This is a genomic window from Nonomuraea sp. NPDC003754, assembly GCF_053605785.1.
Window position 1 is genome coordinate 43,507 of sequence record NZ_JBSGJX010000024.1, and the last position, 24,190, is coordinate 67,696.

Sequence of the window (24,190 nt, forward strand, 5' to 3'; positions counted from 1 at the left end):
CGCTTCATCCGCCTTTCATCTCCGCCCCCCACACTGTCACGGACAGACCGACGCAAGGGCGTGGGAAAGGCCGAGGCAAGGGGTTCGGGTGAGCATCACCGCCGAGAAGGGTCTTCAGGCGCCTGGGACGGTGCCGCGGCGCGCGCGCAGGCGGTGGCTGTCGTGGCTGGTGGCGACGGCGCTCGTGGCGTGGGCGGTCGTGCGGGTCTTCGGGCTGGAGACCGGCTCGTTCCTGACCCAGCTGATGACGCTCACGCCGTACGGGCTGGCGCTCGGCGCGGTCGCGGCGGTGACGCTGGCCGTACGCAGGAGGGCCGCGGCCGTGCCGGCGCTGGCCGCGTGCGTGGCGCTGGCCGCCACCGTGCTGCCGCGCGCCTTTCCCGAGCCGCTCACGGCGCGGGGGCCCGCGCTCAAGGTGCTGTCGATCAACCTGTTCTCCCGGGCCGACGCGGAGGCCGTGGTCGCGCTGGTGCGGGAGTACGACCCTGACGTGTTCAGCGCGCTCGAACTGGGGCCCGAGACGGTCAGGCGGCTGGACGCGGCGGGGCTGGACAGGCTCATGCCGTACCGGGTGCTGCAGCCGGCCTGGGGCGCGACCGGCAGCGGCCTGTTCGCCAAGCACCCGCTGACCGAGGAGAAGGGGCTGTTCACGCCGATCGGCCACAACATGCCCGCCGCCACCGTGACGCTGCCGTCGGGGGCCAGGGCGCAGGTGGTGGCGATCCACCCGAACCCGCCGCTCGGGCCGATGGTGACCGAGTGGAACGCCTCCCTGAAGGCGATGCCCGCGCCGTCGCCCGACGTGGTGCGGGTGCTCGCGGGCGACTTCAACGCCAGCCTCGACCACCGGGCGCTGCGGGACCTGCTGGCGAAGGGGTACGTCGACGCCGCGACGGCGGTGGGCAGGGGGCTGACCCCGACGTGGCCGCACGGGCGGCTGCTCCCGCCGCTGATCGCCATCGACCACGTGCTGGCGGACCGGCGGGTGGGCGTGGCCAGGGTCGAGGTGCGCGACGTGCCTCGCACCGACCATCGGGCGGTCTTCGCCGAGCTCCGCCTCCCCTGACCGGGCCGGCGGCGCCGCCAGCCGGGACCGTCAGCGCCGGGTGAAGGTGCCCAGCCCGTTCTGGTCGAGATGCTGGACGGTCACCGCGGTGGCCCTGCCGCTCTCCCCCACGGCGAACCGGGCACCGGACCATCCGGCGGCGTTCTCGCCCCGGGTGAGGAAGGCGAAGGTGTCGCCGTCGTAGTGGCGCAGCGGGAAGGCCATCCCATTGGGCCCCTCGGGGCCGAGCCGCATCACCAGCCCGCCGTGCTCGGCGGCCACCCGCATCGGCCCGTAGTAGGCGTTGCCGTAGGTGCCCGTGTAGGCGCCGGCCGGACGTGCCGGCCTGGGGGCGGCGGGAGGCTTGGCGTAGTCGATCGGCGATCGCTCTTCCTGCTCCATGGCGGTGAAGAGCCGGCCGAAGAAGGAGAGCCAGTCGACCGTCGGCCTGCCGTGCTGGGCGATGTCGAAGAAGGTCGCGGCGACGGCCTCGGGCAGGCCCACCGGTTGGCCGTTGGTGAGCACCACGATCCCGAGGCTCTCGGTCGGCAGCAGCGTCGCCGTGGTCGCCGCCCCCAGGGCGAAGGCGCCCGAGTGGTTGAGCCGCAGCCGTCCCAGCTCGTCGTACATCACGTTCCAGCCGAGGCCGTAGAACCCGGGCTCGCCGTACGGAGCGCGGGGCGGGAGGGAGACGATCTGCGGCTGGTGCGTCCGCTGGAGCGCGGCCGGGTCGACGACCGTCCTGCCGCCGAGCTTGCCGTCGCCGAGTTGCAGCCGCATCCACGCGACCAGGTCGCGGGCGGTGGAGCTCGCCCCGCCGGCGGGCGACTGCGCCTGGGCGTCGCGGGTGTACCTGGCCGTCCAGCGGCCGTCCACCCTGACGTGGAGAGCGGCCCGGTCGGGCGCCGTGGCGTAGGCGGAGAAGAGCGAGCTGGTGGAGGTCATGCCCAGCGGCCGGTACAGCACCTGGGACGACAGCTCCTCCCAGGTGACGCCGCGGGCCTTCGCCGCCGCCTCCGCCGCCGCGGTGAAGCCGAAGTTGGTGTAGGCGTAGCTCGCCCGGAACGGCGCCAGCGGCTCGTAGCGCAGGTGGCCGAGGATGTACGGCCGGCCGTAGCCGAGGTCCTCGAGGAGGTCGCCCGCGTGGTCGGGCAGGCCGCTGCGGTGGGCGAACAGGTCGGCCAGGGTGACGTGCCGGCTCACCCATGGGTCCTTGAGCGCGAAGCCCGGCAGGTGTTTGACCACGGGGTCGTCCCAGGTGACCGTCCTGCCGCCCACCACCCCCGCCACCACGGTCGAGGCCAGCGGCTTGGAGAGGGAGGCGAGCTGGAAGACCGTGTCGGGGCCGACGGGTCGCGGGTCGCCGACCCGGCGGACGCCGTACCCCTTCAGGAACACCGTGCGGTCCTGGTGGACGACGGCGGCCGACAGCCCCGGCACGCCTGTCCTGGCCATCATGTCGCGGATGACCCCGTCGAGGCGGGAGACGGCGAGATCGACCCGCGCCCGGGTGAGCGCGGGCGCCGGCTGGGCGGGCGGCGCCGCCGACAGCGTCGGCGTGGGGGCCGGCGGCGTGACGCGGGCCGGATGGCCCGCGTCACCGGCGCCGCACGCGGTGACGGCCAGCGCCCCCGCTGCCGCCAGGCCCGCGCACCGTCGCGTCAGTGTCACTTCACAAAGCGTAGCCAGGCGGTGTTTCCGCAGATCGCACCGGGTCACCGCCTGTCTGCGCGCTACAGCGGAATCGCCCCGGTGATGGTCGTGCCGGCGCCGTGGACGTCGTTGACGGTCAGCTTGCCACGCAGCGCCGCGAACCGTGCCATGGGCGCGGCGAAGCGGTCGGCGGCCGGTTCGGGCGAGCCCGCGCCGTCATGGCTGATGGTCAGCCTGAGCCCGTAGTCCCCCGACGTGACGGCGATGGAGACCCTCCGTGTCCCCTGGCGTCCCTCGAGCTGGCGGAGCACCGTGGTGATGGTGTTGCGCACCGTCTCCGCGGCCTCGCCGGTGACCGGCGATCGGGGCAGCGCCCAGATCTCGACCGCGACGCCGGTTCGTGCCGACCAGTCCCGCGCCGACGCCTCGAGCGTCGGCCCGAGGGCGTCCGGCTCGGCCAGGTACAGCTGCATCGCCATGCGTCCCCCTGTTCCGCTGCCCGGTGGACCGGGCAGCCCCCGTTGCGCGAACCCCTCGGCGGGCGTTCGCGCTCACCCCGAGTCTGGCGCTCCGTCGTGTCCCGCGCGACAAGATCGAACGAGCTCGTCGGTGCTTCGTCCGACCGGGTGCCTCCTCGGCCGCGCCGTGCGGGCGATCACACCGGGCGGTCCGGAAACGCATGATACGGGCCTGACATTACGGGGGCAGCAGGGTTTCGGAACCCGGGTGAGTCAACGTGTCAGAGCTTCACGCGGACCGCCACCTCCACGCCCACCGGCTGCCCGTCCTCCAGCAGCCCGATCTGGCGGACCTGCGACAGCGACACGTCCACCCCCTCGCTCTCCACCGCCGCCAGCAGGGCGAGCACGGCCGGATGCGCAGCCCCGTCCACGACCGGGACGTCCTGCTCGAACCTCCACCGGACCACCATCTCCTCGCCGGGCTCGATGGTGCCGCGCTCCACGTCGGCCCAGTCGGCGGGCGGCGGCTCGGCGACCGGCCAGCAGCACACCACCTCCGTCTCGGTCTCGCTCCCCCGCGCGGCCCTGATCGTGGTCCAGAACGCCCCCGTCGGCGGGTTGCCCGCGGCCGACAGCCGGCGCCACAGCCCGGCGAACAGCTCGTCGGCCTGCTCGTCGTCGGCCACGTCGGCCGGAAGGATCACGCCGGCCCAGTGCTGCCGCCGCGCCTGCCGTACCTCGGTCCGCCATCGCACCGGACCCGCCAGCAGCCGGTCGAGGGCGGCGAGGGCGGCGTCCTGGCGGTCGCGCTCGGCGGCCAGCCTGGCGCGGTGGGCGGCCAGCGTCGCCGCCGCCGTCTCGGGGTCGCCGAGCAGCGCCGGCGCCTCGGCCAGCGGCAGGCCGGCCGAGCGGGCCGCCCTGAGCCGGAGCGCCGTGTCGAACTGCGCGGCGCTGTAGCGGCGGTGCCGCGACCACTCGTCGACGGAGGCGGGCGGCAGCAGGCCCTGCTCGCCGTAGAGGCGCAACGCCTTCAGGCTCAGACCGGTCAGCTCGGCGAATTCCCCGATGTTCATCATGCGCCCAGTGTGTGACCTTCCCCTGGGGCAGGTTCAACTCAGGCGGGCGCGTCCGGCGGGGAAGGCGGTGCCCGTACGGCGCACCCTCGGTGTACGGCCGAGCGAACATCGAGCCCGAGCCCGGCTGCCCGCCTGAGCGAGCGGCTGCCGGGGGCGCCGGCCGGGGGCGCCTGCGGATGCCGGGGCGCCATGCGGGATGCTGTCCCCGCAACCGGATCTTGGGAGGCGGGCGCCCATGGGCGAGCGCGGACGTCTGACCCTGCGCGTGCTGCGCGGCGCGGCCCTGACCGTCGTGGGCTTCGCGCTCCCCACCGCGGGCGTATGGCTGGGCGTGCGCACCGGCCTGTGGGATCTCGCGGTGATCATGTCCACGCTCGGCGGCTTCTGCCTCATCACCGGTCCGGTCTGGCACGCGCCGACCCAGCCGCGGAAGGCCCAGGCCGCGGTCGCCCTGCTGGCGCTGGGCGTGCCGGTGCTGCCGGCCTACTGCCTGACCCTGAAGGAGGATCTCGCCTTCGGCGACCTCACCAGGTACGGCACGACCGCCGTCTGCCAGGTCAGGAGCGCGACCGTCAGGAAGGTCGACGAGGAGGTCACGAGCTCCGGGGCGCCCGTCCGTGACTACGTGCTGGCATGCCCCGGCGGCCAGGTCGAACACAGCAGTACCAGCTCCCCTTCGGCCGACAGGACGCTGAAGATCCACTACGACCCCGAATGGCGTACCACCGCGGTGATGACCGACTGGGACTACCGCGACCACGCGGACAGGCAGCGGGTCCTGCCGTGGTATCTGGCGGGCCTGGTGGCGGCGACGGGGCTCTCCTGGGCGCTGGCCGCCCGCTCCCCTGACCGCCCCCGCCGACGCCACCCCTGACCCCGAACCCCACCACCTCCGCCACGACCCGCCCACCCGTTCAAGACGCCTCCCCCGAACCCCGCCCAGGCCACCCCACCCACCCTGATCCCCCGAACCACCCAGGCCGCCCCACCCACCCCCCACCCGCCACGGGTGACCGGGGCCGCACCAAAGAAAAAGGACGACCCTGGCCGCGGGGGCGCGGGCCAGGGTCGTCCCGGATGGGGGACGACCGTGGCCGGCGGAGCACGGCCACGGTCGTCCTGCGGACAGTCCTGGGCCGCGGGGCTTCGGCCAGGACCGTCCTGGGGTTATGGCTTGGGGTGGGCCATGAAGAAGTCCCACGAGATGCGTGAGGCGTCGGGCCCGAGTGGGTCACCGTACCGGCTGCACGTGCAGCCGCTGGGCCACCGGTGGCCCATGCCTTCGACGAAGTAGGCCTCGATCACCGACTCGCCCGTGTCGGCCTGGTTGTAGGTGTAGTGGGTGAAGGCGCGGCCGTTCTCCGTGGCCTGCCTGGTGATGTCGGCGACGGCGTCGACGTCGTCGTCGTCCACGCCGCCGTCGAGCGCGAGGTCGTCGGTCTGCGCCCACTGGGTGACGGTGTCGCGGCCGAGCTGCGCGTCCACGGTGGTGTCGGCCAGGCCGTGGAGCACGAAGGCGGGCACCTTGCGGGCGTAGGCGCCCATCGCCTGGTAGGCGTAGAGGCCGTTCTGCTCGGGTGTCGCGTTCTGGTCGCCCGGGAACGGGCCACCCGCCACGCTGCCGATGGCGGCGTACACGTCGGGGTAGGTCGCCCCCATGATCACGGACATGGCCGCACCGGAGGAGGCGCCGATGACGTAGGTCCTGCGCGTGTCGACCGTGTACTGCGAGCGGACCTTCGCGGTGATGCCGGCGATGATCGAAGGTTCGCCCTTGTCACGTATGTGGTTGCCGGCGGGGGCGAAGTTCCAGCAGCGCAGCAGGTTGGCCAGGATCGACTGCTCGGGGTAGACCACGATGAAGCCGCGGGCCTCGGCCAGCTCGTTGTATCGGGTGAGGTCCTCCATGTCCTTGGCGCTCATGTTGCAGCCGTGCAGGGCGACCAGCAGCGGCATCGGCGTGCCGGGCTGGTAGGAGGACGGGACGTAGCCGCGGTAGCCCCTGATGCCCGCCGCGTTGGTGTAGGTGCCGGTGAAGGTGGTACCCGCCGCGTGCGCGGGGGTCGCGACCAGCGTGGCGGCCGCGAGAGCGAGCGCGACGGCGATGGCGAAACGTTTCAATCGTGCCTCCGTGGGGTGGGGTGGCCGAGGCTTAGGGGAGATCGTGGGCCAGTGGGGTCGCGAAGTCGATGGGCCGGCGCAACCGACCCGCGCCTTCCGGCTGTGCCGGAGCACAGGATCGCCCGCTCACGACGCGGCTGTGCCCGGGCACACGATCCCGCTCACCACCGCGTCGCCGTACCCGACCACGCCCGAGTTCCCCCAGCGCGACCCTCGGCGCCGCCATCCGGGCGCCCGCCACACCATGCCAGACCGCCAGCGCGGCCCCGCCACCCTCACCCCGTGCCAGACCCCCGGCGCCCGGCGCCCCGCCACCACCCACCCCACATCACACCGCGCCAGACCCCGGGCCGCGCCCCCGCCCGCGCGACGTCACACCCGGCCAGCCCTCGGCGCCGCGCCACTGCCCGCGCGACGTCACACCTCGCCAGACGGCCCGTGCGGCCTCACCGTCACCCCATGCCAGACCCCCAGCGCGGCGCCGTCGCCCGCGCGGCCGTCACGTCACTCATGGCCGGGAGAAAGATGTCCTCGCCGGTGGCGCGACGCTCCAGGAACGGGAGGGGGACGGCCGGCCGGTGCGCTCAGGTCTGGCGGCGTTGCCGCATCTCGGCCTCGTGGACGTGCCGCCTGCCGCCGAGCAGTTCGGTGCGGGCCTGCCGTTCCAGCTCCTTGAACGTCTGGTAGTAGCCGTCGTCGTACTCCTCGACGATCTGGAAGGTCCACCGGCCGGGCAGGACCTCGCGGCCGAGCAGTTCCGTGCGGATGCGCCGGGCCAGTTCGTCGCAGCCCGCCGACTCCAGCAGGTCGACCACGTCATCGAGGGTCCGGTCGGCGGTGCCGGTGAGCTGGTGGAAGGAGTAGAGGTGCCCGCGGGCGCGCTCGGTCGTCTCCAGCGCCTCCGACAGGCGGCCGAGGCCCTCGACGACCGCGTCGCCGGCACCTTCGGGGCGACGGTGGTCAGGGTCGGGTGTGTACGGCATGGTTGCCGGATACCCGTCCGGGAGAGATCGATGCGTCCGGCCACGGCGGCCGATCTCCCCGCCCCTGCCCTGACGCCCCTCATGAACGGCAGGACACCACATGCCCAAAAAGCCCCCAAACCATCCCAAATGACGACTTCAAGGAAGGGGGTGGGGGCAGGACTCACCGCGGACATCGACCCACTCACACGATGCGGAGTTTTTCGCCCATGGCCCAGAACGCGGCCCGGAACGAGGTGGCGGTCCTGGAACCCGCGGCCCAGCAGTTCGCTGACGCCGACGTCAAGGAACCGTTCATCTCACCAGCCCCCGACCGAGGAGAGCCGCGGGATCCTCGAAGACCTGCAGTCCGACCCCAGCGTGCCCAAGCCCGACGTCACCGATGAGTGGATCAGGGTGAAGGGCGGGCCGACGGGGACCGGCCCGGCCCGCGTCGTCAGGCCGGCCGACATCCGGGGCACGCTGCCCGTGATCCTCTACCGCCGGCTGGGTGTTCGGCAGCGTCGACACCCACGACCGACTCGCGCGCGAGCCGCCGGGCACCGGCTGACCCACGCTCGTGGGGCTTGTGATCACGGGGCAAGCCCCACGTCAAGGCGGCCCGGCATGGCCCACCTACCCCTGGCGGGGGCCGCGGCGGCGGCTCCTACGACCGCGCGCCGGCCAGGGTCAGGCCGAACATGCCGACGGTCGCGCTCCTCCACGACGGCGAGTTGGAGGCGGCCTTCAGCCTGATCGAGCCGGTGCGGGTTCAGCGGGTGACCGTCCGCAGTGATTCCACGAAGCCGGCGAGAAGGCGGGCGAACTCGGCGCGGTCGGCGGCCGGCCAGTCGTTCATGGCCTCGGCGTAGATCCGCTGCCGGAACCCGTGGATCTCGGCCGACAGGCGGCGCCCGGCCGGCGTTCGTACGAGCAGGGCGCGGCGGCCGTCCGCCTGGTCGGCCTCACGTCGCACCAGGCCTGCCGCCACGGCCGCGGCGACCAGCTTGCTGGCGCGCGGCTGGTCGATGTTCAAGGCAGTGGCCACGCTGGTGACGGTCGCGGCGTCGCCTGCTTCCTCGGCTTCCTCGATGACGTCCAGCACCTCGGTGCCGGCTCCCGGCACGGCGCTCGCCGCCGTCTCACGGCCGCCGCCCGAACCGGCCATCTCACGGCCGCCGCCCGAACCGGCCATCTCACGGCCGCCGCCCGAACCGGCCATCTCGCGGCCGTCGCCCGAACCGGTCGTCTCACGGCCGCCCGAACAGGCCATCTCATGGCCGTCGCCCGAGCCGGTCGCCTGGCGGCCTGCGGCGAGCCGTGCCAGGGTGCGCCGGCTCTGGCTGCGGCGGATGGCCACCATGGCCCGTTCGATCGTCTCGATGTGCTCATCACCGTTGCGTTCCATGATCCGCAAGTATATGCTCCCGAACACTTACTTGTTATATGACATCCATATGGAAAAGGACATGATGATGGAACGCCCCATCGGCTACTGGCTCAAGCACCTCGACCGTCTCATCGAAGCCACGGCTGAGCGTGTCTTCGCCAACCAGCAGCTCACCCGGAGGCACTGGCAGATCATGAACGTCCTGCATCAGTCTCCGCGGACCGCCGCCGACCTTGCCCAGGCGTTGCGACCCTTCTGGGCACCTGACGCGGTCCCCCTGGAAGACATCACCGGCGAGCTCACGCGTCGCGGCTGGCTCGCCCAGGACGACGCGGGCCGCTACACGCTGACAGCGACAGGCCAGGCCGGGCACGCCGCGGTGCACGAGAAGGTGAACGGCATCCGCTCCACCTTCCTCACCGGCCTCACCGAAGAGGAGTACCGCCGAACCGTAGACGTCCTCCAGCGCATGGCCGGCAACCTGGAGCGTGCCGCCGCCGAGTAGCGATCGCGGCCGGCGGCGCAAGGCGTCCGGCGACCGACTCGCCGGCGCTGATCGCCCTGGTGAGCCTCGCCGCGTCGCTGACACCGGCTCCGACCCCAGGCACGGCATCCCCTACCTGCCCGCCGCAGCCCTCGTCTCCCCCGGACCGCTGGCACGGCATCCCCTATCTGCCCGCCGCAGCCCTCGTCTCCCCCGGCACCGGGAAGTCAGCCGGCAGGGCCGTCCCCGGAAGGCGGGAAAGGCCGACGCGGGTGCGGCGAAGGGAGGGTGAGAGCCGATCGCAGGAGGATGACCGAACGTGACGACCGAGACACGCGAGCAAGCGGGCGACGATGAGCTCGTCGCCCGCTTTCGGCTGGACGCGGAGGAGTTCACGGCCGTCTACGACCGTTACTTCCACGACGTGTACCTGTATGCGGCCGTTCGCCACCAACCTAATCGCCCGCCACCGGCGCAAAGAGGCACGTCACTACCGGGCGCGATCAGCGAGGCCCCGGTCTCACCCGAGGTTCGCGCCGCCGCCTACCGGGCACTCGCCGCCCGGCCCGGTGTCCAGGACCTCGGCGATGCCGACGGCGGACGGCGGCTCCAAGTGCCGGTGCTCGACGGTCAGGAAACGCTCACTATTGACCCGGAGACCGGACAGCTCCGGAACACCTCCGTCTGGGCGCCGCTCACCGGAGGCACCGCGCACTCCAGCGGCCCCGTCACGATCGCCACCGAGTGGACCGACCGACTGCCCGACTGACCCGCCAGGCGTGGCCGGGGCGTCGGACGGCTCCATGGCCAAAGCGGCAGGCCACGCAGGAGCAGCAGGTTTTCGCCGGAGGGGTGGCAGCGGAGGCGGACACCGGCGCGAGACCTTCCGGTACGGCAGGGCACGAACAACGCCGTTGCCACCGGAAGGCCACTCCGCGCAGAAGGCGTTTCGCTGGGTCTCCTCACGCCGCGATCATCTTGTTCGTTCGCGGGCACTAAGCTGACCGCCATATGAGAAGCGTCATCCCGGCCGTCGTCACCGGCCTCCTCGCTCTGGGCGCCACCCCCACCGCCCATGCCGCCAAGCCGGCCGACGTCTACAGCAACTATGCCGAGCTGGCCGCGCACGAGACCGAGGGCAAGGACTACCGGCGCGTCCAGCGCCTGCCCAGGAAGGCCACGGTGGCGCACATCGCCATCCACGGCGGCGCGATCGAGGCGCCGACGACCCAGCTGGCCGACCACGCGGCGGGCGGCAGGCACGCCTTCTACTCCTTCGAGGGCATCAAGCCCTCGGACAACGGCGACCTGCACATCACCTCCACCCGTTTCGACGAGCCGCGAGCGCGCGCGCTGGTCGCCGCGGTCGACTACACCGTCTCCTGGCACGCCGCCGCCGGCGCCGAGGCGACCACCTACGTCGGCGGTCGCGACAGGAAGCTGGCCAAGAAGATCACCACCGCGCTGCGCGCCGCGGGGTTCACCGTCGCGGCGTCGACGCCGGAAGAGATCAACGGCGACAGCCCCGCCAACATCGCGAACCGGAACCGCAGAGGCATGGGCGTGCAGCTGGAGCTGAGCCGCGGGCAGCGCAAGCAGTTCTTCGCCGGGGGCGACCTGAGCCGCGCCTGGATCGAGGACCCCGCCCACCGCACCAAGGCCTTCTACCGGTACGTCGCCGCGGTCGACAGCGCGCTCTCCTGACCGGGACCGGAGCGGCATCGGTGGCCTGACCGGCGTGAAGCGGCCGGCCGAGGGTAGCTGCACCGCAGGACCTCGTCCCCGAGGAGGGTCTCATGGACACGCGGCGCAAACCCGTCACCCGATCTCCGGTGCAGCTGGCCGCGCTCGTCGTCGGCGCGGTGTTCCTGCTCGTCGGCGTACTCGGCTTCATCCCCGGCATCACCACGCACTATCACGCGCTGGCCGTCGCCGGACCCGGGTCGGGCGCGCTGCTGCTCGGCCTCTTCCAGGTGTCGGTCCTGCACAACGTCGTCCACCTGCTGTTCGGCGTCGCGGGCATCCTGCTGGCCCGGACCTGGGCGGGCGCGCGCGGCTACCTGATCGTCGGCGGCGTGGTCTACCTGCTGCTGTGGGTGTACGGGCTGCTCATCGGTCACCACAGCCCGGCCAACTTCGTGCCCGTCAACGTGGCGGACAACTGGCTGCACCTCTTCCTGGGGCTCGGCATGGTCGCCCTGGGCTTCCTGCTGACGCGTGACCGTGTGACCGCCTCGCGGTAGCGCGGCAAGCGCGACCGCCCCACGCTGCCGCGGGACGTGCGGCCGGCCCGCGGCAGCCCGACAAGCGTGACCGCCTGGCGTGGCGCGGGGTGGTCACGTGTCCATCCGTCCCTCTCGCTGGCGGCCGTTCTCCGCGCCGGCCATCCACGCGCCCCCGCCGTTCGCCGCGTCGTAGCGGGCGTTGGGGCTGTAGTAGCGCCGCAGCCAGGCCGCGAGGCCGTCCAACCCGGGCAGCAGGATCCGTTCGGTGACGTTCGCCTGGTCGAGCCAGCCCCTGATGTCCGCCTTGACCCGGCGGGGGATCAGCCAGCCCCACCACAGGTCCGGATGCTCACCCAGCCAGCGCTCCAGCTGCACCACGGGGCTGGACAGCGCCGACAGCACCGACGACTGGTTGACCACCCGATCGTCCATCGAGGGCGGCTCGAAGTAGGCCAGGAACGGCCGCTCCCGGCCGAGCGCGTCGAAGCACGCCAGGTCGCGGGCCCGTTCGGCCAGCATCTCGGTGGAGAAGACCAGGGCCCCCTCCCGGTCGAGCACTGCGCGCAGCGGCTCGGGCAGCAGCCGGTGGGCGCCCGAGCAGTCCACCGCCATCAGCACGGCGTCGTCCTCCGGCCATGAGGCGGTGGCGAAGTGCAGCGCCACCAGCGGCGAGAACGTCCAGTCCAGCAGGCGCGTGGGCAGGCCGTGGTGCTGTCCGAGGGCCAGCCAGTCCCACAGCGTCGGGCCGGGTGCCCTGGTGTGGGCGTACTTGCGGAAGTTGCGGATCAGGTGCGGTTCGAGGGCGGCGTAGTCGCCCTCCAGCCGGGCCAGTCCCGACACGTGCGAGTAGGCGCTGCGCGCCAGGCCGCGGTAGACCAGGGTCGAGTGCGCGTGCTCCTGCCCGCACCGCTGCCCCACCTCGCGGATGGCGTCGTCCAGCTGCCGCCACGACGCCACCTCAGTCATCGTCATACGGCTCCGCTGCCCCCTGCCGCCCCGCTCCACACCTGCGTGACCTGCCGCTATGCGCGGACGTCCCCGCTCTGAGCTGGTACGACACGGACACCACCGGACGGCTACGACTCGTAGTTGTCGGTGACAGTGGGTGAAACAGTGTGAGTCGTGACAACCGGAACCCCGGGTGAGACCGTCGAAACAGTGACACGCGCTGCGCATGGGGGCTGGTTTGGTTCCGGGTTACCGCGAAGTACGTCAGCTGGGCGCCGGCCGTACGGGCCGGGTCTTCCTCGCCACCTACCAGTCCACCGGCGCCTACGTGGCGATCAAGTACCTGAACGCCACCCTGCGCAGGGACGCCGAGTTCATGGAGCGGTTCAGGGCGGAGACGCCGGGCCTGGTGGAGATCGACGACCCGAACGTCGTGCGCTTCTACGAGTACGTCGAGACGCCCACCAGGACCGCCGTGGTGATGGAGCTGGTCGACGGGGTGTCGTTGCGGGCCATCCTGGCCGAGCACCGCAGGACCAGTCCGGAGGCGGCGCTGGCCGTGCTGAAGGGGACGCTGCTCGGGCTGGCGGCGGCGCACGAGCGGGGCATCGCGCATCGCGACGTGAAGCCGGACAACGTGCTGGTCCAGGCGGACGGGACGAGCAAGCTGGCCGACTTCGGCCTGGCCGTCCACGTGGAGGAGCCGGGGGTGCCGGCGGGCAGCCCGCCGTACATGGCGCCCGAGCTGTGGACCGCGGGCACGGCCAGCGTGCTGACCGACCTGTACGCGGCGACCTGCGTGCTGTTCGAGTGCGTCACGGGGCGGCAGCCCTACCGGGCGCCCGACGTGGCGGCGCTGCGCGACAAGCACCTGGTGGAGCCGGTACCGGTGGAGGTGGTGCCCGACGCGGTCCGCGAGCTGTTACGGCGCGGGCTGGCGAAGGATCCCGCGGGCCGGCCGCGCTCGGCCAGGGAGTTCGCGGCCGAGCTGGAGGTGGCGGCGGTCGCCGGGTTCGGCGGGGAGTGGGAGAAGCGGGGCCGCAGGCATCTGGGCGAGCTGGCCACGCTGCTCGCGCTGCGCTATCCGCTGGCCAACCCGGGCTCGCCCCAGGAGACGCAGGCGAGGGGATCGCTGGTGCGGGAGCGGCGGGCGCCGAGGCTGCCGCCGCACCTGTGGATCGCGGGCGGGGCGCTGGTCGCGACGCTGGTCGCGCTGCTGGTCAGCGGGGGACGACTGCCGCCGGGGCCCGGCACCTTCCTCGCGCCCCCGCCCAAGTCGCCCTTCGAGCTGGGCGCCACGCCGGTCGACTCGAAACCGACGACCGGGAGGACGACGCACCGGCCCGCCGCGTCCAGGACGAGTGCCTCCACGAGCACCGCGCCGGTGAGCCGGCCGCCGGGCACGGGGGTGACGTCCCCGCCGACGACGAGACCGCCGGCACCCCCGAAACCGCCGACACCGCCGGCGACACAGCCGGCGACACAGCCGCCGGGCCGCCCGTCCGGCTCGCCCGCGCCGCCCACGAGCGCGCCGCCGAGGGCGGGCGTGCTGCCGCCCGCCGTCAAGTCCGCCGGGATCCTCACCTGGAGCGGGTCGGCGGGGACGGTGAAGGTCGCGACCGAGGGCCCCGGCCCCGTACGGCTGCGCGTCAGCTACACCCGCAGGGAGGGCGACGGGCCGGCCCGCACGGTCCACGAGGACGTGAAGGAGCTGAAGGGCAGCACCGCCTACACCGTGCCGGTGGCGCGCGACCTCGGTGCGGTGGCCTGCGGGAGGCGGGCCTACCTGGGGGTGATCGTGCAGACCGAGCGGGCGGCGGCGAACGGCCCGCAGATCAGCGAGATCCCGGTGGACGGGCCGCCGTGCGCGTCGTCGCCCACGCGGGCCTCCCCGACCGGCACGCCGTCCGCGGGCGTCTCCTCCACGGCCACCTCGCCCACCGCCTCCTCGACGACGGCGGGGGCGACGTCCTCGTCCACCAGCGTGCCCGCCGGCGCTCCTGACCCGGACGCGCCGGAGCCGCAGGGCACCGCGGAGCCGCCGGCGCAGGAGGCCGAGCCCGGCGACGACGGCCCGTGGCCGGACGACGAGGCCGCCCTGGCGCCGTCGGAGGAGTCGTGAGCGAGCGCCTGGTCCGCCCGCCGGCGACGCCCTTGTGAGTGAACCAAGCGTGCGCTAGCTTGGCAGTCGATGGACACCTACTGGGCCGCCTGCGCGCGCGGCGAGTTGGTCATTCAGCGATGCGCGGACTGCGAGCGGCGGGTCCACCTGCCCGCCCCCGCGTGCCCGTGGTGCGGCGGAGGCGAGCTCGCCTTCGAGCCGGTCTCCGGCGACGGCGTGGTGCACACCTTCACCGTGGTGCACCGCTCGTTCGTCCCCGAGTTCCACGGGCGGGAGCCGTACGTGCTGGCCTGGGTGGACCTGCCGGAGGGGGCGCGCGCATTCGGCCGAGTGGTGGAGTGCCCACCCGACCAGGTGCGCATCGGGATGCCGGTGCGGGTGACGTTCAGCGACGAACTGCCGCAATGGAGGCCCAGGTGAACGTTTTCATCCCCGTGGAGGACGTCGGCAAGGCGATCGCCTTCTACGGGCTTCCGGTGAGGTTCCAGGACGGCGACAGGTTCGCGCTGCTGGAAGGCGGGATCGGGCTCGCCGGCCCGGCCGAGCAGCTCACCGGCGCGACGGCGTTCTGCCTCAAGGTGGACGACCTGGAGCAGGCCGTACGGGACTTCCTCGACAGGGGCGGCGCGGTGGCGAGGGAGCCCGAGGCGGGGCCGCACGAGACGCGCGCGGTCATGCGCGACCCCTCAGGAAACCTCTTCGTGCTCTACTCCCCCGGAGGTTCCCGATGACGCCCTACGGCAACTACGCCTACGCGATCCTGACGGCCAACGCGCTGCGTACCCCCGACCGGGTCGCGCTCACCTACTGCGGCGAGCGGAGCCTCACCTACGACGAGCTGAACAGGGCGGTCAACCGGCGCGCGCACGCGCTGATCGCGGCGGGCGTGCTGCCGGGACAGCGGGTCGCGGCGCTGCTCAACGAGACGCTGACGGTGGCGGAGGTCTACCTCGCGCAGGCCAAGGTGGGAGCCGTCACGGCGGCGCTCAACCCCTACTGGCCGGTGGAGACGCTGCGGGAGGTGGTCGCCGCCTCGGGGTGCACGGCGTTCGTCCACGACGCCACCGTCGCGCGGGTCGTCGAGGAGATCAGGCCCGCGCTGCCACAGATCACCACGTGGATCGACGCGGCCGAGCTGACCTCGCCGGAGGAGGGCGAGCCGCCGCTCGGCGCCGGCTTCGACGACCCGCTGGCGCTGTACTACACCTCCGGCACGACCGGCCTGCCCAAGCCGGTCGTCCACACGCACGCCTCCAGCCTGGCCACCGCCCAGATCTGGCTCGACGTCCCGCGCGCGCCCGACTCGGTCTTCGGCACCGGCGCGATCATCTGGGGCATCGGCTTCCCCGCGATCGTCGGGCCCGCCCTCCACGCCGGGATGCGCCTGGTCCTCGAGCAGGACTGGGGGCCGGCCAACTTCCTGAAGGTCGTCCCGAGGGAGAAGGTCACCCACGTCTCGCAGATCCCCTCCTTCTACGCGGCGCTGCTCGGCTCGCCCGAGCACGAGCAGGTCGACCTGTCGTCGATCAGCGTCATCATGCTCGGCGGCGAGCCGCTGACCGCCTCGCTGCTGTCGAGGATCAAGCAGCGGTTACCCGGCGCGGGCGTCTACTCCTACTACGGCCAGACCGAGGCCCCCTACACCTGCGTGGGCCGGGTCGACGACGGCTCGACCCCGCTCGGCACCTCGGGCAGGGCCCGCACCGGCTGCGCCGTCGCGATCACCGACCCGTCGGGCGCGCGCGTCGTCGACACCGTCGGCGAGATCAACCTGGCCGGGCCGCACCGGATGGCGGGCTACGACCGGCTGCCCGACACGACCGCCGAGGTGCTGCGCGGCGAGTGGTACGTCGGCGGCGACCTCGGCACCCTGTCGGCCGACGGCGTGCTGCAGGTGCTCGGGCGGCGCGAGGACGCGATCCTCAAGGGCGGCGTCTGGACCCAGCCCTCCACCGTCGAGGAGGCGGCCACGGCGCTCGACGCGGTGGCCGAGGCGGGCGCGGTCGGGGTCGGCGACGGCCGGATCCTGCTCGCGGTGGTGCCGGTCACCGGGGAGACGCTCGACTCGTCCAAGATCGCGCTCGCGCTGGCGGACATCCTGCCGCCGCACCAGCGGCCCGACGCGATCGTGGTCACCGAGTCGCTCCCGCACGCCGCGGACGCCTCGGGCGGCCCCGGCAAGCTGCTGCGGCGCGAGATCCGAGAGACGTACCGGCACCTTGTGGACTGAACACCAGGTCAAGGAGCTGCTCAGGCAGGCCGGCATCCCGGTGCCGCGCGGGGTCACCGACCCCGCGCTCGCCGGGACGCTGACCCCGCCGCTGGTCCTCAAGGCCGCGGGCCTGCTGCACAAGTCCGACGCGGGAGGGGTACGGCTCGGCCTGACCCACGACACGCTCGGCCCCGCCGTCACCGAGATGCGCGAGCGGCTCGGCGCCGGCTTCCTGATCGAGGAGCAGGCCCCGCCGGGGGTCGAGCTGATCGTCGGGCTGGTGCGCGACCCCGGGTTCGGCCCCGTCCTGCTGGCGGGGCTCGGCGGGGTGTGGACCGAGGTACTGCACGACACCGCGCTGCGCCTGTGCCCCGTCTCCGAGGCCGACGCGCGGCGCATGCTGGCGTCGCTGCGCGGCTCCGCCCTCCTGGACGGCTACCGCGGCGCGCCGCCCGCCGACGTGGACGCGGTCGTGAAGCTCCTGCTGGCGATCGGCGGGCACGGGGGGCTCTGGGAACGGCTGGAGCTGGGCGAGTTCGAGCTCAACCCGGTGATCGCCGGCCCCTCCGGCGTGATCGCCGTGGACGCCCGCTACCTGCCCTCCGCCGCTCCGCCCTTCGTCCCGCCCGTCGCGCGGGACTTCACCGCCCTGTTCGAGCCACGCAGGGTCGCCGTGGTGGGGGCGTCGTCGAGCAAGCCCACCTTCGGCAACATGTTCCTGGAGTTCTACCTGGCGGCGGGCGCGGACGTGGTGGCCGTCCACCCCACGGCCGCCGCGGTCGGCGGGGTGCCCGCGGTGCCCTCGCTGGCGGCGGCCGGCGCCGACTACGCGCTGGTGGCGGTGCCCGCGCCGCGCTGCGCCGAGGTGGTACGGCAGGCGCGCGGCGTGCCGTACACGCAGGTCATGAGCGGCGGGTTCGGCGAGGCGGGCCGCGCGGACCTGGAGGCGGCGCTGGTCGCGGCCGCCCGCGAGGCGGGGACGCGGCTGCTCGGGCCCAACTGCATGGGCGTCTACTGCCCGCGGGGGCGGCAGACCTTCGTCGGCGGCGGGCTCGGACCGGCGGGCACGGTCGCGCTGATCTCGCAGAGCGGCGGGCTGGCCGGTGAGGTGATCAAGGTGGGCGAGCGGCGGGGGCTGGCCTTCAGCCGGGTCGCCACGGTCGGGAACGCGGCCGACGTGACGCCCGCCGAGCTGCTGCGCTGGCTGTCCGACGACCCGTCGACCGCCGTCGTCGGGCTCTACCTGGAGGATCCGCGCGACGGGCGCGCGCTGTTCTCGGCGCTGGCGGGCTGTCCGCTGCCGGTCGTGATGCTGGTGGGCGGGCGCAGCGGCCAGGGGCGCAGGGCGGCCGCCTCGCACACCGGGGGGATGGTGACCGACTCCCGGATCTGGCAGGCCCTGGCCGACCAGACCGGCGCCACGCTCGTCACCACCCAGGACGCCCTGATCGGCGCCCTGGCCTACTTCCAGTCCCACGCCCCCCGCCTCCCCTCCCGCCGCACCCCCACCGACCCAGGCCCCGCGATCCCGGCCCCTCCCACCCCGCAAGACCCCGGCCCCGCGACCACCCGCCGCACGCCCGCCGACTTCGGCCCCGCGACCGGCTCGGGGTCCCTCCCCGGGGTGCTGGTGGTGGGCCCCAGCGGCGGCGCCGGTGTGCTCGCCGCCGACGCCTTCGACGGCGCGGGCCTCACCCTCGCCCCCCTCCCCGCCGACGTGCTCGACGACCTCAGGGCGCTCGGCCTGGGCGTGGGAAGCTCGCTGGCCAACCCCCTCGAGGTCCCGGTCGGCCCCCGCGGCAGGCCCGACCTGGTCAAGCAGGTGATCACCACGATCGTCCGCCGCCTGCCGTACCAGGACGTCGTCGCCCACGTGAACGTGCAGAGCTTCTTCACCTACGGCACCAGCGCCGACCCCCTGCGCGCCTACGCCCGCCACCTGGGCGAGGTCGAAGGCGTCAGGGTCACGCTCGTCACCAGGAACGGCGAATTCGCCCCGCCGGGTGTCGAGGACGAGATCAGGGCGATCGCCGCCGAGGCGGGTATACCCGTCTACCGATCCATGGAGGCGGCCGCGATCGCCGTCGCCGCCGGTCAACGTTTCTGTGGAGGCACCGATGGGACTGCTTGACGGCAAGATCGCGCTGATCACCGGCGGCGCGCGCGGCATGGGCGAGGCGCACGTGCGCCTGTTCGTGGAGGAGGGCGCCCGGGTCGTCTTCGGTGACGTGCTCGACGACGAGGGGAAGCAGCTGGCCGAGGCGACCGGCGCCACGTTCGTCCATCACGACGTGACGAACCCCGCCGAGTGGGAGCGCGCCGTCGGCACCGCGGTCGACACCCATGGCAGGCTCGACATCCTCGTCAACAACGCTGGGATCCTGAAATATGGCCGTATCAGTGATATGTCGCTGGAGGATTTCCAGCGGGTCGTCGGCGTCAACCTCACGGGGACCTGGCTGGGGATCAAGTCGGTCATCGACGCCATGAAGGCGGCCGGACGCGGCTCGATCGTGAACATCTCCTCCATCGAGGGGTTCATCGGCGCGGCGGGGCTGTCGGCCTATGCCGCCTCCAAGTTCGGCGTGCGCGGCGTGACCAAGGCGGCGGCGCGCGAGCTCGCCCCGTTCAAGATCCGCGTCAACTCCGTCCACCCCGGCGCGATCAACACCCCGATGGCCACCGACCCGGACCTGATGGCCGAGGTCGACGGCGAGGCGTTCGTGAAGTCGATGGTCATCAAGCGCTTCGCCAAACCGGTCGAGGTCTCGCACGTGGTGGCGTTCCTGGCCTCGGACCGGTCCAGTTACTGCACCGGCAGCGAGTTCACCGTGGACGGCGGCCTGCTGACGGGCGCCGGCTACTGACCGGGACCCCCGCCCGTGGAGAGCGAGGCGAGCGCGGCCGTGGTGAGGGCGCCCGGCGCGATCAGGGCGGCGAGCGCGACACCCGCCGCGAGCATCCGGCCGGTCATCGCTGCACCGCCATGAACAGCGCGCCGTCGTCGGTCCACCCCGGCAGCCGGTAGCTGTCCACCGTGCGTGTCGCACCCGTCGCCGGGTCGACGGCCAGCACCTGGACGTTCCACCAGTTCTCCGCGCCGTGCGCGCCGACCTTCACCGTCAGCTCACCCGCCCGCCACGCCAGGCCGTACGCCGAGGGGCCCAGCGACACCTCCCCTGCCAGCCACTGCCCGGCCGCGAGGTCGTAGCGGCGCAGCCTGCCCTGCTCCAGCGTGACCAGTGTGCCGCCGTCGGCCGACAGCGCGAGGTCGGCCGGCACGACGTCCCGCGACGGAATCCAGGCGGCCGACGTGCCGTCCGTCCGGTGCGCCGACACCTGGACGGTGTCGTCCTTCAGCTGCCGCCTGGACAGCACCTCGTCCCCGTCCGCGCTGAAACCCGCGGGCTCGCCGCCCACGGGCAGCGACACGGTACGGCCCGAGCCGACCTCGACGAGCAGGTCGGCGGTGTCCGTGGCGCGCCGCCCGTCGCCGAGCCGCTCGTCGTAGTGGTCGATGAGCAGGCGGCTGCCGTCCTCGCTCAGCCACATGGCCCTGACATGCGCGCCGGACGGCCCGACGAAGCTCTCGCCGCCCGCCATCGAGGCGACGACCACGCGCCGGTCGCTCGTGCGGACGTAGGCCAGGTGCAGGCCGTCGCCGCTGATGGCGACCGGGGCGGCGTCCCCCGGGGTGGTCGCGGCCCGCGCCACCGAGAGGTTCTTCCGCTTGCCGTCGGCGAACTCGAGCTGCCACGTGCCGGTCGGCACCTCGCCGTCGTTGGTCGGCCTCGCCTGCAGCCACGCGGCTCGAAGAGGTGTCGGGCCCGACGCGAAACCGCCGCTGAGCACCTGGGCCAGCAGGACGAACGCGAACGTGCCGTACAAGATCTTCACATCGGGTTGGACCCGGAAGACTCACCCCCGGTTGACAACGAATCGATAACGCTCACTGTGCGTGACGATCTTCCGGCCAGGTCAGGGCCGTCGCGGACCGCTTCGGGGTCAGAGGCCCAGCCACGCCGCGGGGGTGATGAACAGGCCCGTGGCCTCCACCAGCGTCTCGCCGCCCGGCAGCGCGATGCGGCCCTCCGCCCATGTCTTGCGGCCCTCGGTGCGGGTGTACTCGGCGGTGGCGACCAGCGCCGTGCCGTACGGCACCGGGCTGCGGTAGCGGACGGTCAGCGTGCCCGTCATCCCCGCCGAGCCCGCGGTGGCGACGGCCTGGCCGAGCATGTGGTCGAGGATCATGGCGCTGATACCGCCGTGGACGCCGTTCGGCGGGCCCTCGTGCATCGGCTTGAAGATCACGTCAGCCCGCACGCCGCCGTCGAAGACCTCGATGACCAGGGGCAGCGCGTGCGGGTTCGCGGCGCCGGTGACGGCGTTGCCGAGGTGCCGCAGCGTGCCGTCGGGGGCGATCTCGAACGGCTGGGGCGTCTGGCGGACGGTGGCGCGCAGGCGCTCGGTGACCGCGGCCAGGGCGGCGGTGGCGGCGACCAGATCGGCCTCGGCGACGTCGGTCAGCGCGACCGCGTCCATCAGCTCACGGGTCTGCTGGGTAAGGGCACAGAGGGCGGCGAGGCGGGTTTCCTCGGTTCCTAGTTCGACCGACATGCGGCACACCTTACCGAACCCCATTCGGTAGATCTTTTTGGGATATGTCGGTTTTCTGGAGAAAATCCTGAATCGCTCTTGACCTGGGGTTTCACCTTCCGGGATCGCCCGGGCCGCGGTCGGGACGTGCTTGACCTGCTCTTTCCCAAGGTAGCCTCCAACCTCACGAGCCCCATCGTGCACGGAAGGTTTCCCCATACTTCCATGACCCCAGAGACAGACAAGCTCATCAAGCTCCTCGAGAGCGAACTCGGCTACTCCGAGGGCAAAGGCGCGTACACCAAGTTCGGCGACTGGTACGGCAAGACGGTCGAGTTCGACGCCGACTACAGCGGCGCTCCCTGGTGTGACATGTTCCTGTCCTGGGCGGCCCACAAGCTCGGCTACGAGGAGTGGGTCGGGCAGTTCGCCTATACCGTCGCGCACGCCAAGTGGTTCAAGGAGAACGACGCCTGGGGTCACCAGCCGAAGCCGGGCGCCCTGGTCTTCTACGACTGGAGCGGCTCCAACAAGATCGACAACATCGACCACGTGGGCATCGTCACCAGGGTCGAAGGGGACACGATCTTCACGATCGAGGGCAACATCGACGGCGGCATCGCCAAGCGCAAGGAGCGCGACCAGAGCAAGGTCGCGGGCTACGGCTATCCGGAGAAGATCAAGAAGCGGCTCGACGCGGCCAAGCTGAAGGAGGCCGAGGTCGACGGGTCACTGGCGCCCGACACCGAGCCCAGCCAGGTCGACCGGCTCCAGCTGCCGGCGCAGACCGAGACGACGAGCGTCACCGCGCTCATCCCCAGGCACGAGGCCCCCTCGACGGCCCCCTCCGTGTCCGTGGCCGGCCGCGAGCACGCCGTCTCGCCCGCCGCCCCACTCTCCCCCTCCCCGCTCTCCACCTCTGCGGTCTCCGCCTCCCCTTCCCCCAGCTCCCCCAGCTCCCCCAGCCCGTCGCCCGGCACCTCGACCGGCACCTCGCCCGGCACTTCGATCGGCACCTCGCGGCCCGCCGAGGCGCCCGTGGCGACCGCCGCGCGGCAGCCCGGCACCAACGCACAGCAGCCGAGCACCAAGAAGGGCAAGCACGCCAAGCCCGCCACCGCCGACACCGAGGCCACCACCCGCGAACCCGTCACGGCCTTCAAGGACGCCTCGTCCACGACGCCGGCGCCCGGCATCGGCTCCCCCGCGATCATCGGGCCCGTGCTGCTGGCCGCCCTCGGGTTGCTGGCCGTGGCCCGCACCCGCCAGCTGCGGGTACGGCCCGCCGCCCCGGCCCCGTCCCGCACGACGCGCCGGCCAGGCCGCCGTTCCGCCGGAACGCGCCGCCGCGCTCCGGGGCAGGCGCGTCCCGAGCCGCTGCTCGCCGCCACGACGACCACCCCCGAACTGGCGCCCCCCACGGCGACCCCGTTCTCCGTCGCCGGCCTTCCCTCGGCCGCGCCCCTGCTCACCGGCCTGCCCTCGGTCGCGGACGCGTCCCTCGCCCTCAGCGCCTCGGCCGGTGCGGCGGCGTCGTCGACGGTCGCCGCCACCGGCTCGGCCGCGCTCGACACGCTCTCGCATACCCGGCAGTCCGACCTCGACGCGGCCGCCGCACTCGCCGCTGGCCTCGAGGCGTCGAACGCGGTCCTGGCCGAGCTGGAGTCCTCGACCACGGCGCCGTTCGACGCCTTCAGCGCGGCCCGCCAGGGCGACGTCCTGAGCACCGACCTCAACCTCTTCGGCGCCGGCGGCAACCCGTTCAGGGACGACGACGCCATCCTGGGCACGGACCTCAACCTGTTCGGCGGCCCCAGCCCCTTCAGGGACGAAGACGCCACCCTCAGCACCGACCTCAACCTGTTCGGCGGCCCCAGCCCCTTCAGAGACGAAGACGCCACCCTCAGCACCGACCTCAACCTGTTCGGCGGCCCCAGCCCCTTCAGGGACGAAGACGCCACCCTCAGCACCGACCTCGACCTGTTCGGCGGCCCGAGCCCGCTGAGGGACGACCTCTTCGGCGCCTCGCACGGGCAAGCGGCGCCCGCCTCCTGGGAGGGCTCCGCCTTCGCCGCCGCCCAGGAGTCCAGGTCGCTGGGCGGCTACCGGGGCAGGCGCCGCCGCCGGGAGCACCCGGTGGAGGAGAGCACCACGTTCCGTCCCGACCTCCCGGCCCGTGGCCGCCGGCACCGCACCACCGAGAACGTCCGCCCCCACCGCGCCACCTCCACGGGCGCCCCCGCCACCGCGTTCTCCCTCGACGCCCCGCTCCGGGGCCGCCGTCACCGCCCCACGCCCGTACCGGCCCACCCGAGCCCGGCCTCGTCAAACGGCCCCACCCGCACCGCCGCCGTCCACCCGAGCACGGCGCATGCGGCCCTCACCCACACGGGCGCCACCCACCCCAGCACAGCGCACGCCGGCCCCACTCACACCGCCACCGCCGACCTGAGCCCGGCCAGCTCAAACCCGGGTCAGGAGCACGCGGGTCCGGTCCTTCCGGGTTCGTTCCGCACGCTCATCGAGCCGCTCCCGGCGCACCGCCCCCTCTTCCAGAGCCCGGTCGTCCCGACCCCCGAGCCATGGGACACCCTGTGGGAGGCCGTCGCGAAGGAACCCGTGCTCACCGGCGCGGCCCCCTCCCGCGACACCTCCGCCAACACCGGTTCCGACGCCGCAGGCCGTACCTCCGCCCGGAACCGCAGGGGCCGCCACCGCGCCTGACCCCGCCGCCGCGCCCGCGCCCTCCCACGGCCCGGCCCGCGCCCCCCACCACCCCGCCCGGGCCTCCCGCCCGGGCACCCCGCGACCCGGCCTGCGCCTCCCGCCCGAGCCTCTCGCGCCCAAGGCCGCAGGGGCCGCTGCGCCTGGGCCCGCCACCATGCCAGGGCGGCG

General features: G+C 73.3%; 22 protein-coding genes. 13 read left to right on the top strand and 9 right to left on the bottom strand.

The genetic code is table 11. The features are described from left to right. Positions 1 to 88: 88 nt before the first annotated feature. Positions 89 to 1,066: an endonuclease/exonuclease/phosphatase family protein gene (locus ACWEVS_RS27365; protein ID WP_452418691.1), complete on the top strand. Its 978-nt coding sequence runs from the start codon at positions 89 to 91 to the stop codon at positions 1,064 to 1,066. A gap of 30 nt (positions 1,067 to 1,096) precedes the next feature. Here the strand turns inward: ACWEVS_RS27365 and ACWEVS_RS27370 are convergent, their stop codons facing one another. The 3 genes from ACWEVS_RS27370 to ACWEVS_RS27380 form a co-directional block, all read right to left on the bottom strand. Beyond that, positions 1,097 to 2,716: a serine hydrolase gene (locus ACWEVS_RS27370; RefSeq protein ID WP_452553952.1), complete on the bottom strand. Its 1,620-nt coding sequence runs from the start codon at positions 2,714 to 2,716 to the stop codon at positions 1,097 to 1,099. Between the two features lie 62 nt (positions 2,717 to 2,778). Continuing rightward, a complete protein-coding gene (locus tag ACWEVS_RS27375) occupies positions 2,779 to 3,177 on the bottom strand; it encodes a hypothetical protein (protein ID WP_449929235.1) in 399 nt (132 codons plus the stop codon). A 260-nt stretch (positions 3,178 to 3,437) separates the two neighbouring features. After that, positions 3,438 to 4,235 (bottom strand): MerR family transcriptional regulator, encoded by a 798-nt coding sequence (locus tag ACWEVS_RS27380; RefSeq protein WP_449929233.1) that lies wholly within the window; start codon positions 4,233 to 4,235, stop codon positions 3,438 to 3,440. A gap of 235 nt (positions 4,236 to 4,470) precedes the next feature. On the opposite strand from ACWEVS_RS27380, the gene ACWEVS_RS27385 reads away from it, so the two are divergent. Continuing rightward, entirely contained in the window at positions 4,471 to 5,109 is a 639-nt protein-coding gene (locus tag ACWEVS_RS27385) for a hypothetical protein (protein WP_452553953.1), read from the top strand. A 293-nt stretch (positions 5,110 to 5,402) separates the two neighbouring features. On the opposite strand, the gene ACWEVS_RS27390 is transcribed toward ACWEVS_RS27385, so the two are convergent. The 3 genes from ACWEVS_RS27390 to ACWEVS_RS27400 form a co-directional block, all read right to left on the bottom strand. Next, a complete protein-coding gene (locus ACWEVS_RS27390; protein ID WP_449929229.1) occupies positions 5,403 to 6,356 on the bottom strand; it encodes an extracellular catalytic domain type 1 short-chain-length polyhydroxyalkanoate depolymerase in 954 nt (317 codons plus the stop codon). Positions 6,357 to 6,940: 584 nt separating this feature from the next. Then, positions 6,941 to 7,339, bottom strand: coding sequence for a hypothetical protein (locus tag ACWEVS_RS27395; protein WP_354918031.1), 399 nt, complete (start codon positions 7,337 to 7,339; stop codon positions 6,941 to 6,943). Positions 7,340 to 8,090: 751 nt separating this feature from the next. Beyond that, positions 8,091 to 8,726 (bottom strand): MarR family transcriptional regulator, encoded by a 636-nt coding sequence (locus ACWEVS_RS27400; RefSeq protein WP_452553954.1) that lies wholly within the window; start codon positions 8,724 to 8,726, stop codon positions 8,091 to 8,093. Between ACWEVS_RS27400 and ACWEVS_RS27405 the strand changes: the two genes are divergently transcribed. The 4 genes from ACWEVS_RS27405 to ACWEVS_RS27420 all read left to right on the top strand — a co-directional run bounded on the left by ACWEVS_RS27405 (position 8,725) and on the right by ACWEVS_RS27420 (position 11,435). After that, positions 8,725 to 9,213, top strand: a complete 489-nt coding sequence (locus ACWEVS_RS27405) for a MarR family winged helix-turn-helix transcriptional regulator (RefSeq protein ID WP_452553955.1) — start codon at positions 8,725 to 8,727, stop codon at positions 9,211 to 9,213. The genes ACWEVS_RS27400 and ACWEVS_RS27405 overlap by 2 nt on opposite strands. Before the next feature lie 298 nt (positions 9,214 to 9,511). Continuing rightward, a complete protein-coding gene (locus ACWEVS_RS27410; RefSeq protein WP_452553956.1) occupies positions 9,512 to 9,961 on the top strand; it encodes a hypothetical protein in 450 nt (149 codons plus the stop codon). Positions 9,962 to 10,203: 242 nt separating this feature from the next. Then, positions 10,204 to 10,896 carry a poly-gamma-glutamate hydrolase family protein gene (locus ACWEVS_RS27415; RefSeq protein ID WP_449929215.1) on the top strand — a complete coding sequence of 231 codons (693 nt, stop codon included), beginning with the start codon at positions 10,204 to 10,206 and terminating at the stop codon, positions 10,894 to 10,896. 92 nt (positions 10,897 to 10,988) lie between these two features. Beyond that, the gene (locus ACWEVS_RS27420; RefSeq protein ID WP_452553957.1) at positions 10,989 to 11,435 is read left to right on the top strand and encodes a DUF4383 domain-containing protein; all 447 of its coding nucleotides are present in this window, start codon (positions 10,989 to 10,991) and stop codon (positions 11,433 to 11,435) included. Positions 11,436 to 11,528: 93 nt separating this feature from the next. On the opposite strand, the gene ACWEVS_RS27425 is transcribed toward ACWEVS_RS27420, so the two are convergent. Then, positions 11,529 to 12,389 (bottom strand): FRG domain-containing protein, encoded by an 861-nt coding sequence (locus tag ACWEVS_RS27425; RefSeq protein ID WP_449929211.1) that lies wholly within the window; start codon positions 12,387 to 12,389, stop codon positions 11,529 to 11,531. A gap of 214 nt (positions 12,390 to 12,603) precedes the next feature. On the opposite strand from ACWEVS_RS27425, the gene ACWEVS_RS27430 reads away from it, so the two are divergent. The 6 genes from ACWEVS_RS27430 (at position 12,604) to ACWEVS_RS27455 (ending at position 19,566) form a co-directional block, all read left to right on the top strand. Continuing rightward, on the top strand, positions 12,604 to 14,487 hold the full coding sequence (locus ACWEVS_RS27430; RefSeq protein ID WP_452553958.1) for a protein kinase domain-containing protein: 1,884 nt from the start codon (positions 12,604 to 12,606) through the stop codon (positions 14,485 to 14,487). A 69-nt stretch (positions 14,488 to 14,556) separates the two neighbouring features. After that, the gene (locus ACWEVS_RS27435; protein ID WP_449929207.1) at positions 14,557 to 14,907 is read left to right on the top strand and encodes a Zn-ribbon domain-containing OB-fold protein; all 351 of its coding nucleotides are present in this window, start codon (positions 14,557 to 14,559) and stop codon (positions 14,905 to 14,907) included. Beyond that, positions 14,904 to 15,218, top strand: coding sequence for a VOC family protein (locus ACWEVS_RS27440; RefSeq protein WP_449929205.1), 315 nt, complete (start codon positions 14,904 to 14,906; stop codon positions 15,216 to 15,218). Before ACWEVS_RS27435 ends, ACWEVS_RS27440 begins: the two co-directional genes overlap by 4 nt. After that, positions 15,215 to 16,717: a class I adenylate-forming enzyme family protein gene (locus tag ACWEVS_RS27445; RefSeq protein ID WP_452553959.1), complete on the top strand. Its 1,503-nt coding sequence runs from the start codon at positions 15,215 to 15,217 to the stop codon at positions 16,715 to 16,717. Before ACWEVS_RS27440 ends, ACWEVS_RS27445 begins: the two co-directional genes overlap by 4 nt. Beyond that, entirely contained in the window at positions 16,707 to 18,830 is a 2,124-nt protein-coding gene (locus ACWEVS_RS27450) for an acetate--CoA ligase family protein (protein ID WP_452553960.1), read from the top strand. The genes ACWEVS_RS27445 and ACWEVS_RS27450 overlap by 11 nt, the downstream gene beginning before the upstream one ends. Continuing rightward, positions 18,817 to 19,566, top strand: coding sequence for a glucose 1-dehydrogenase (locus ACWEVS_RS27455; protein WP_354917997.1), 750 nt, complete (start codon positions 18,817 to 18,819; stop codon positions 19,564 to 19,566). Before ACWEVS_RS27450 ends, ACWEVS_RS27455 begins: the two co-directional genes overlap by 14 nt. Before the next feature lie 103 nt (positions 19,567 to 19,669). Here ACWEVS_RS27455 and ACWEVS_RS27460 read toward each other — a convergent pair whose 3' ends face one another. Both ACWEVS_RS27460 and ACWEVS_RS27465 read right to left on the bottom strand, forming a co-directional pair. After that, positions 19,670 to 20,596: a hypothetical protein gene (locus tag ACWEVS_RS27460; protein ID WP_452553961.1), complete on the bottom strand. Its 927-nt coding sequence runs from the start codon at positions 20,594 to 20,596 to the stop codon at positions 19,670 to 19,672. A 108-nt stretch (positions 20,597 to 20,704) separates the two neighbouring features. After that, a complete protein-coding gene (locus tag ACWEVS_RS27465; RefSeq protein ID WP_354917992.1) occupies positions 20,705 to 21,316 on the bottom strand; it encodes a PaaI family thioesterase in 612 nt (203 codons plus the stop codon). Positions 21,317 to 21,520: 204 nt separating this feature from the next. On the opposite strand from ACWEVS_RS27465, the gene ACWEVS_RS27470 reads away from it, so the two are divergent. Beyond that, positions 21,521 to 24,019, top strand: a complete 2,499-nt coding sequence (locus tag ACWEVS_RS27470) for a CHAP domain-containing protein (RefSeq protein WP_452553962.1) — start codon at positions 21,521 to 21,523, stop codon at positions 24,017 to 24,019. The last annotated feature ends 171 nt before the right edge of the window (positions 24,020 to 24,190 follow it).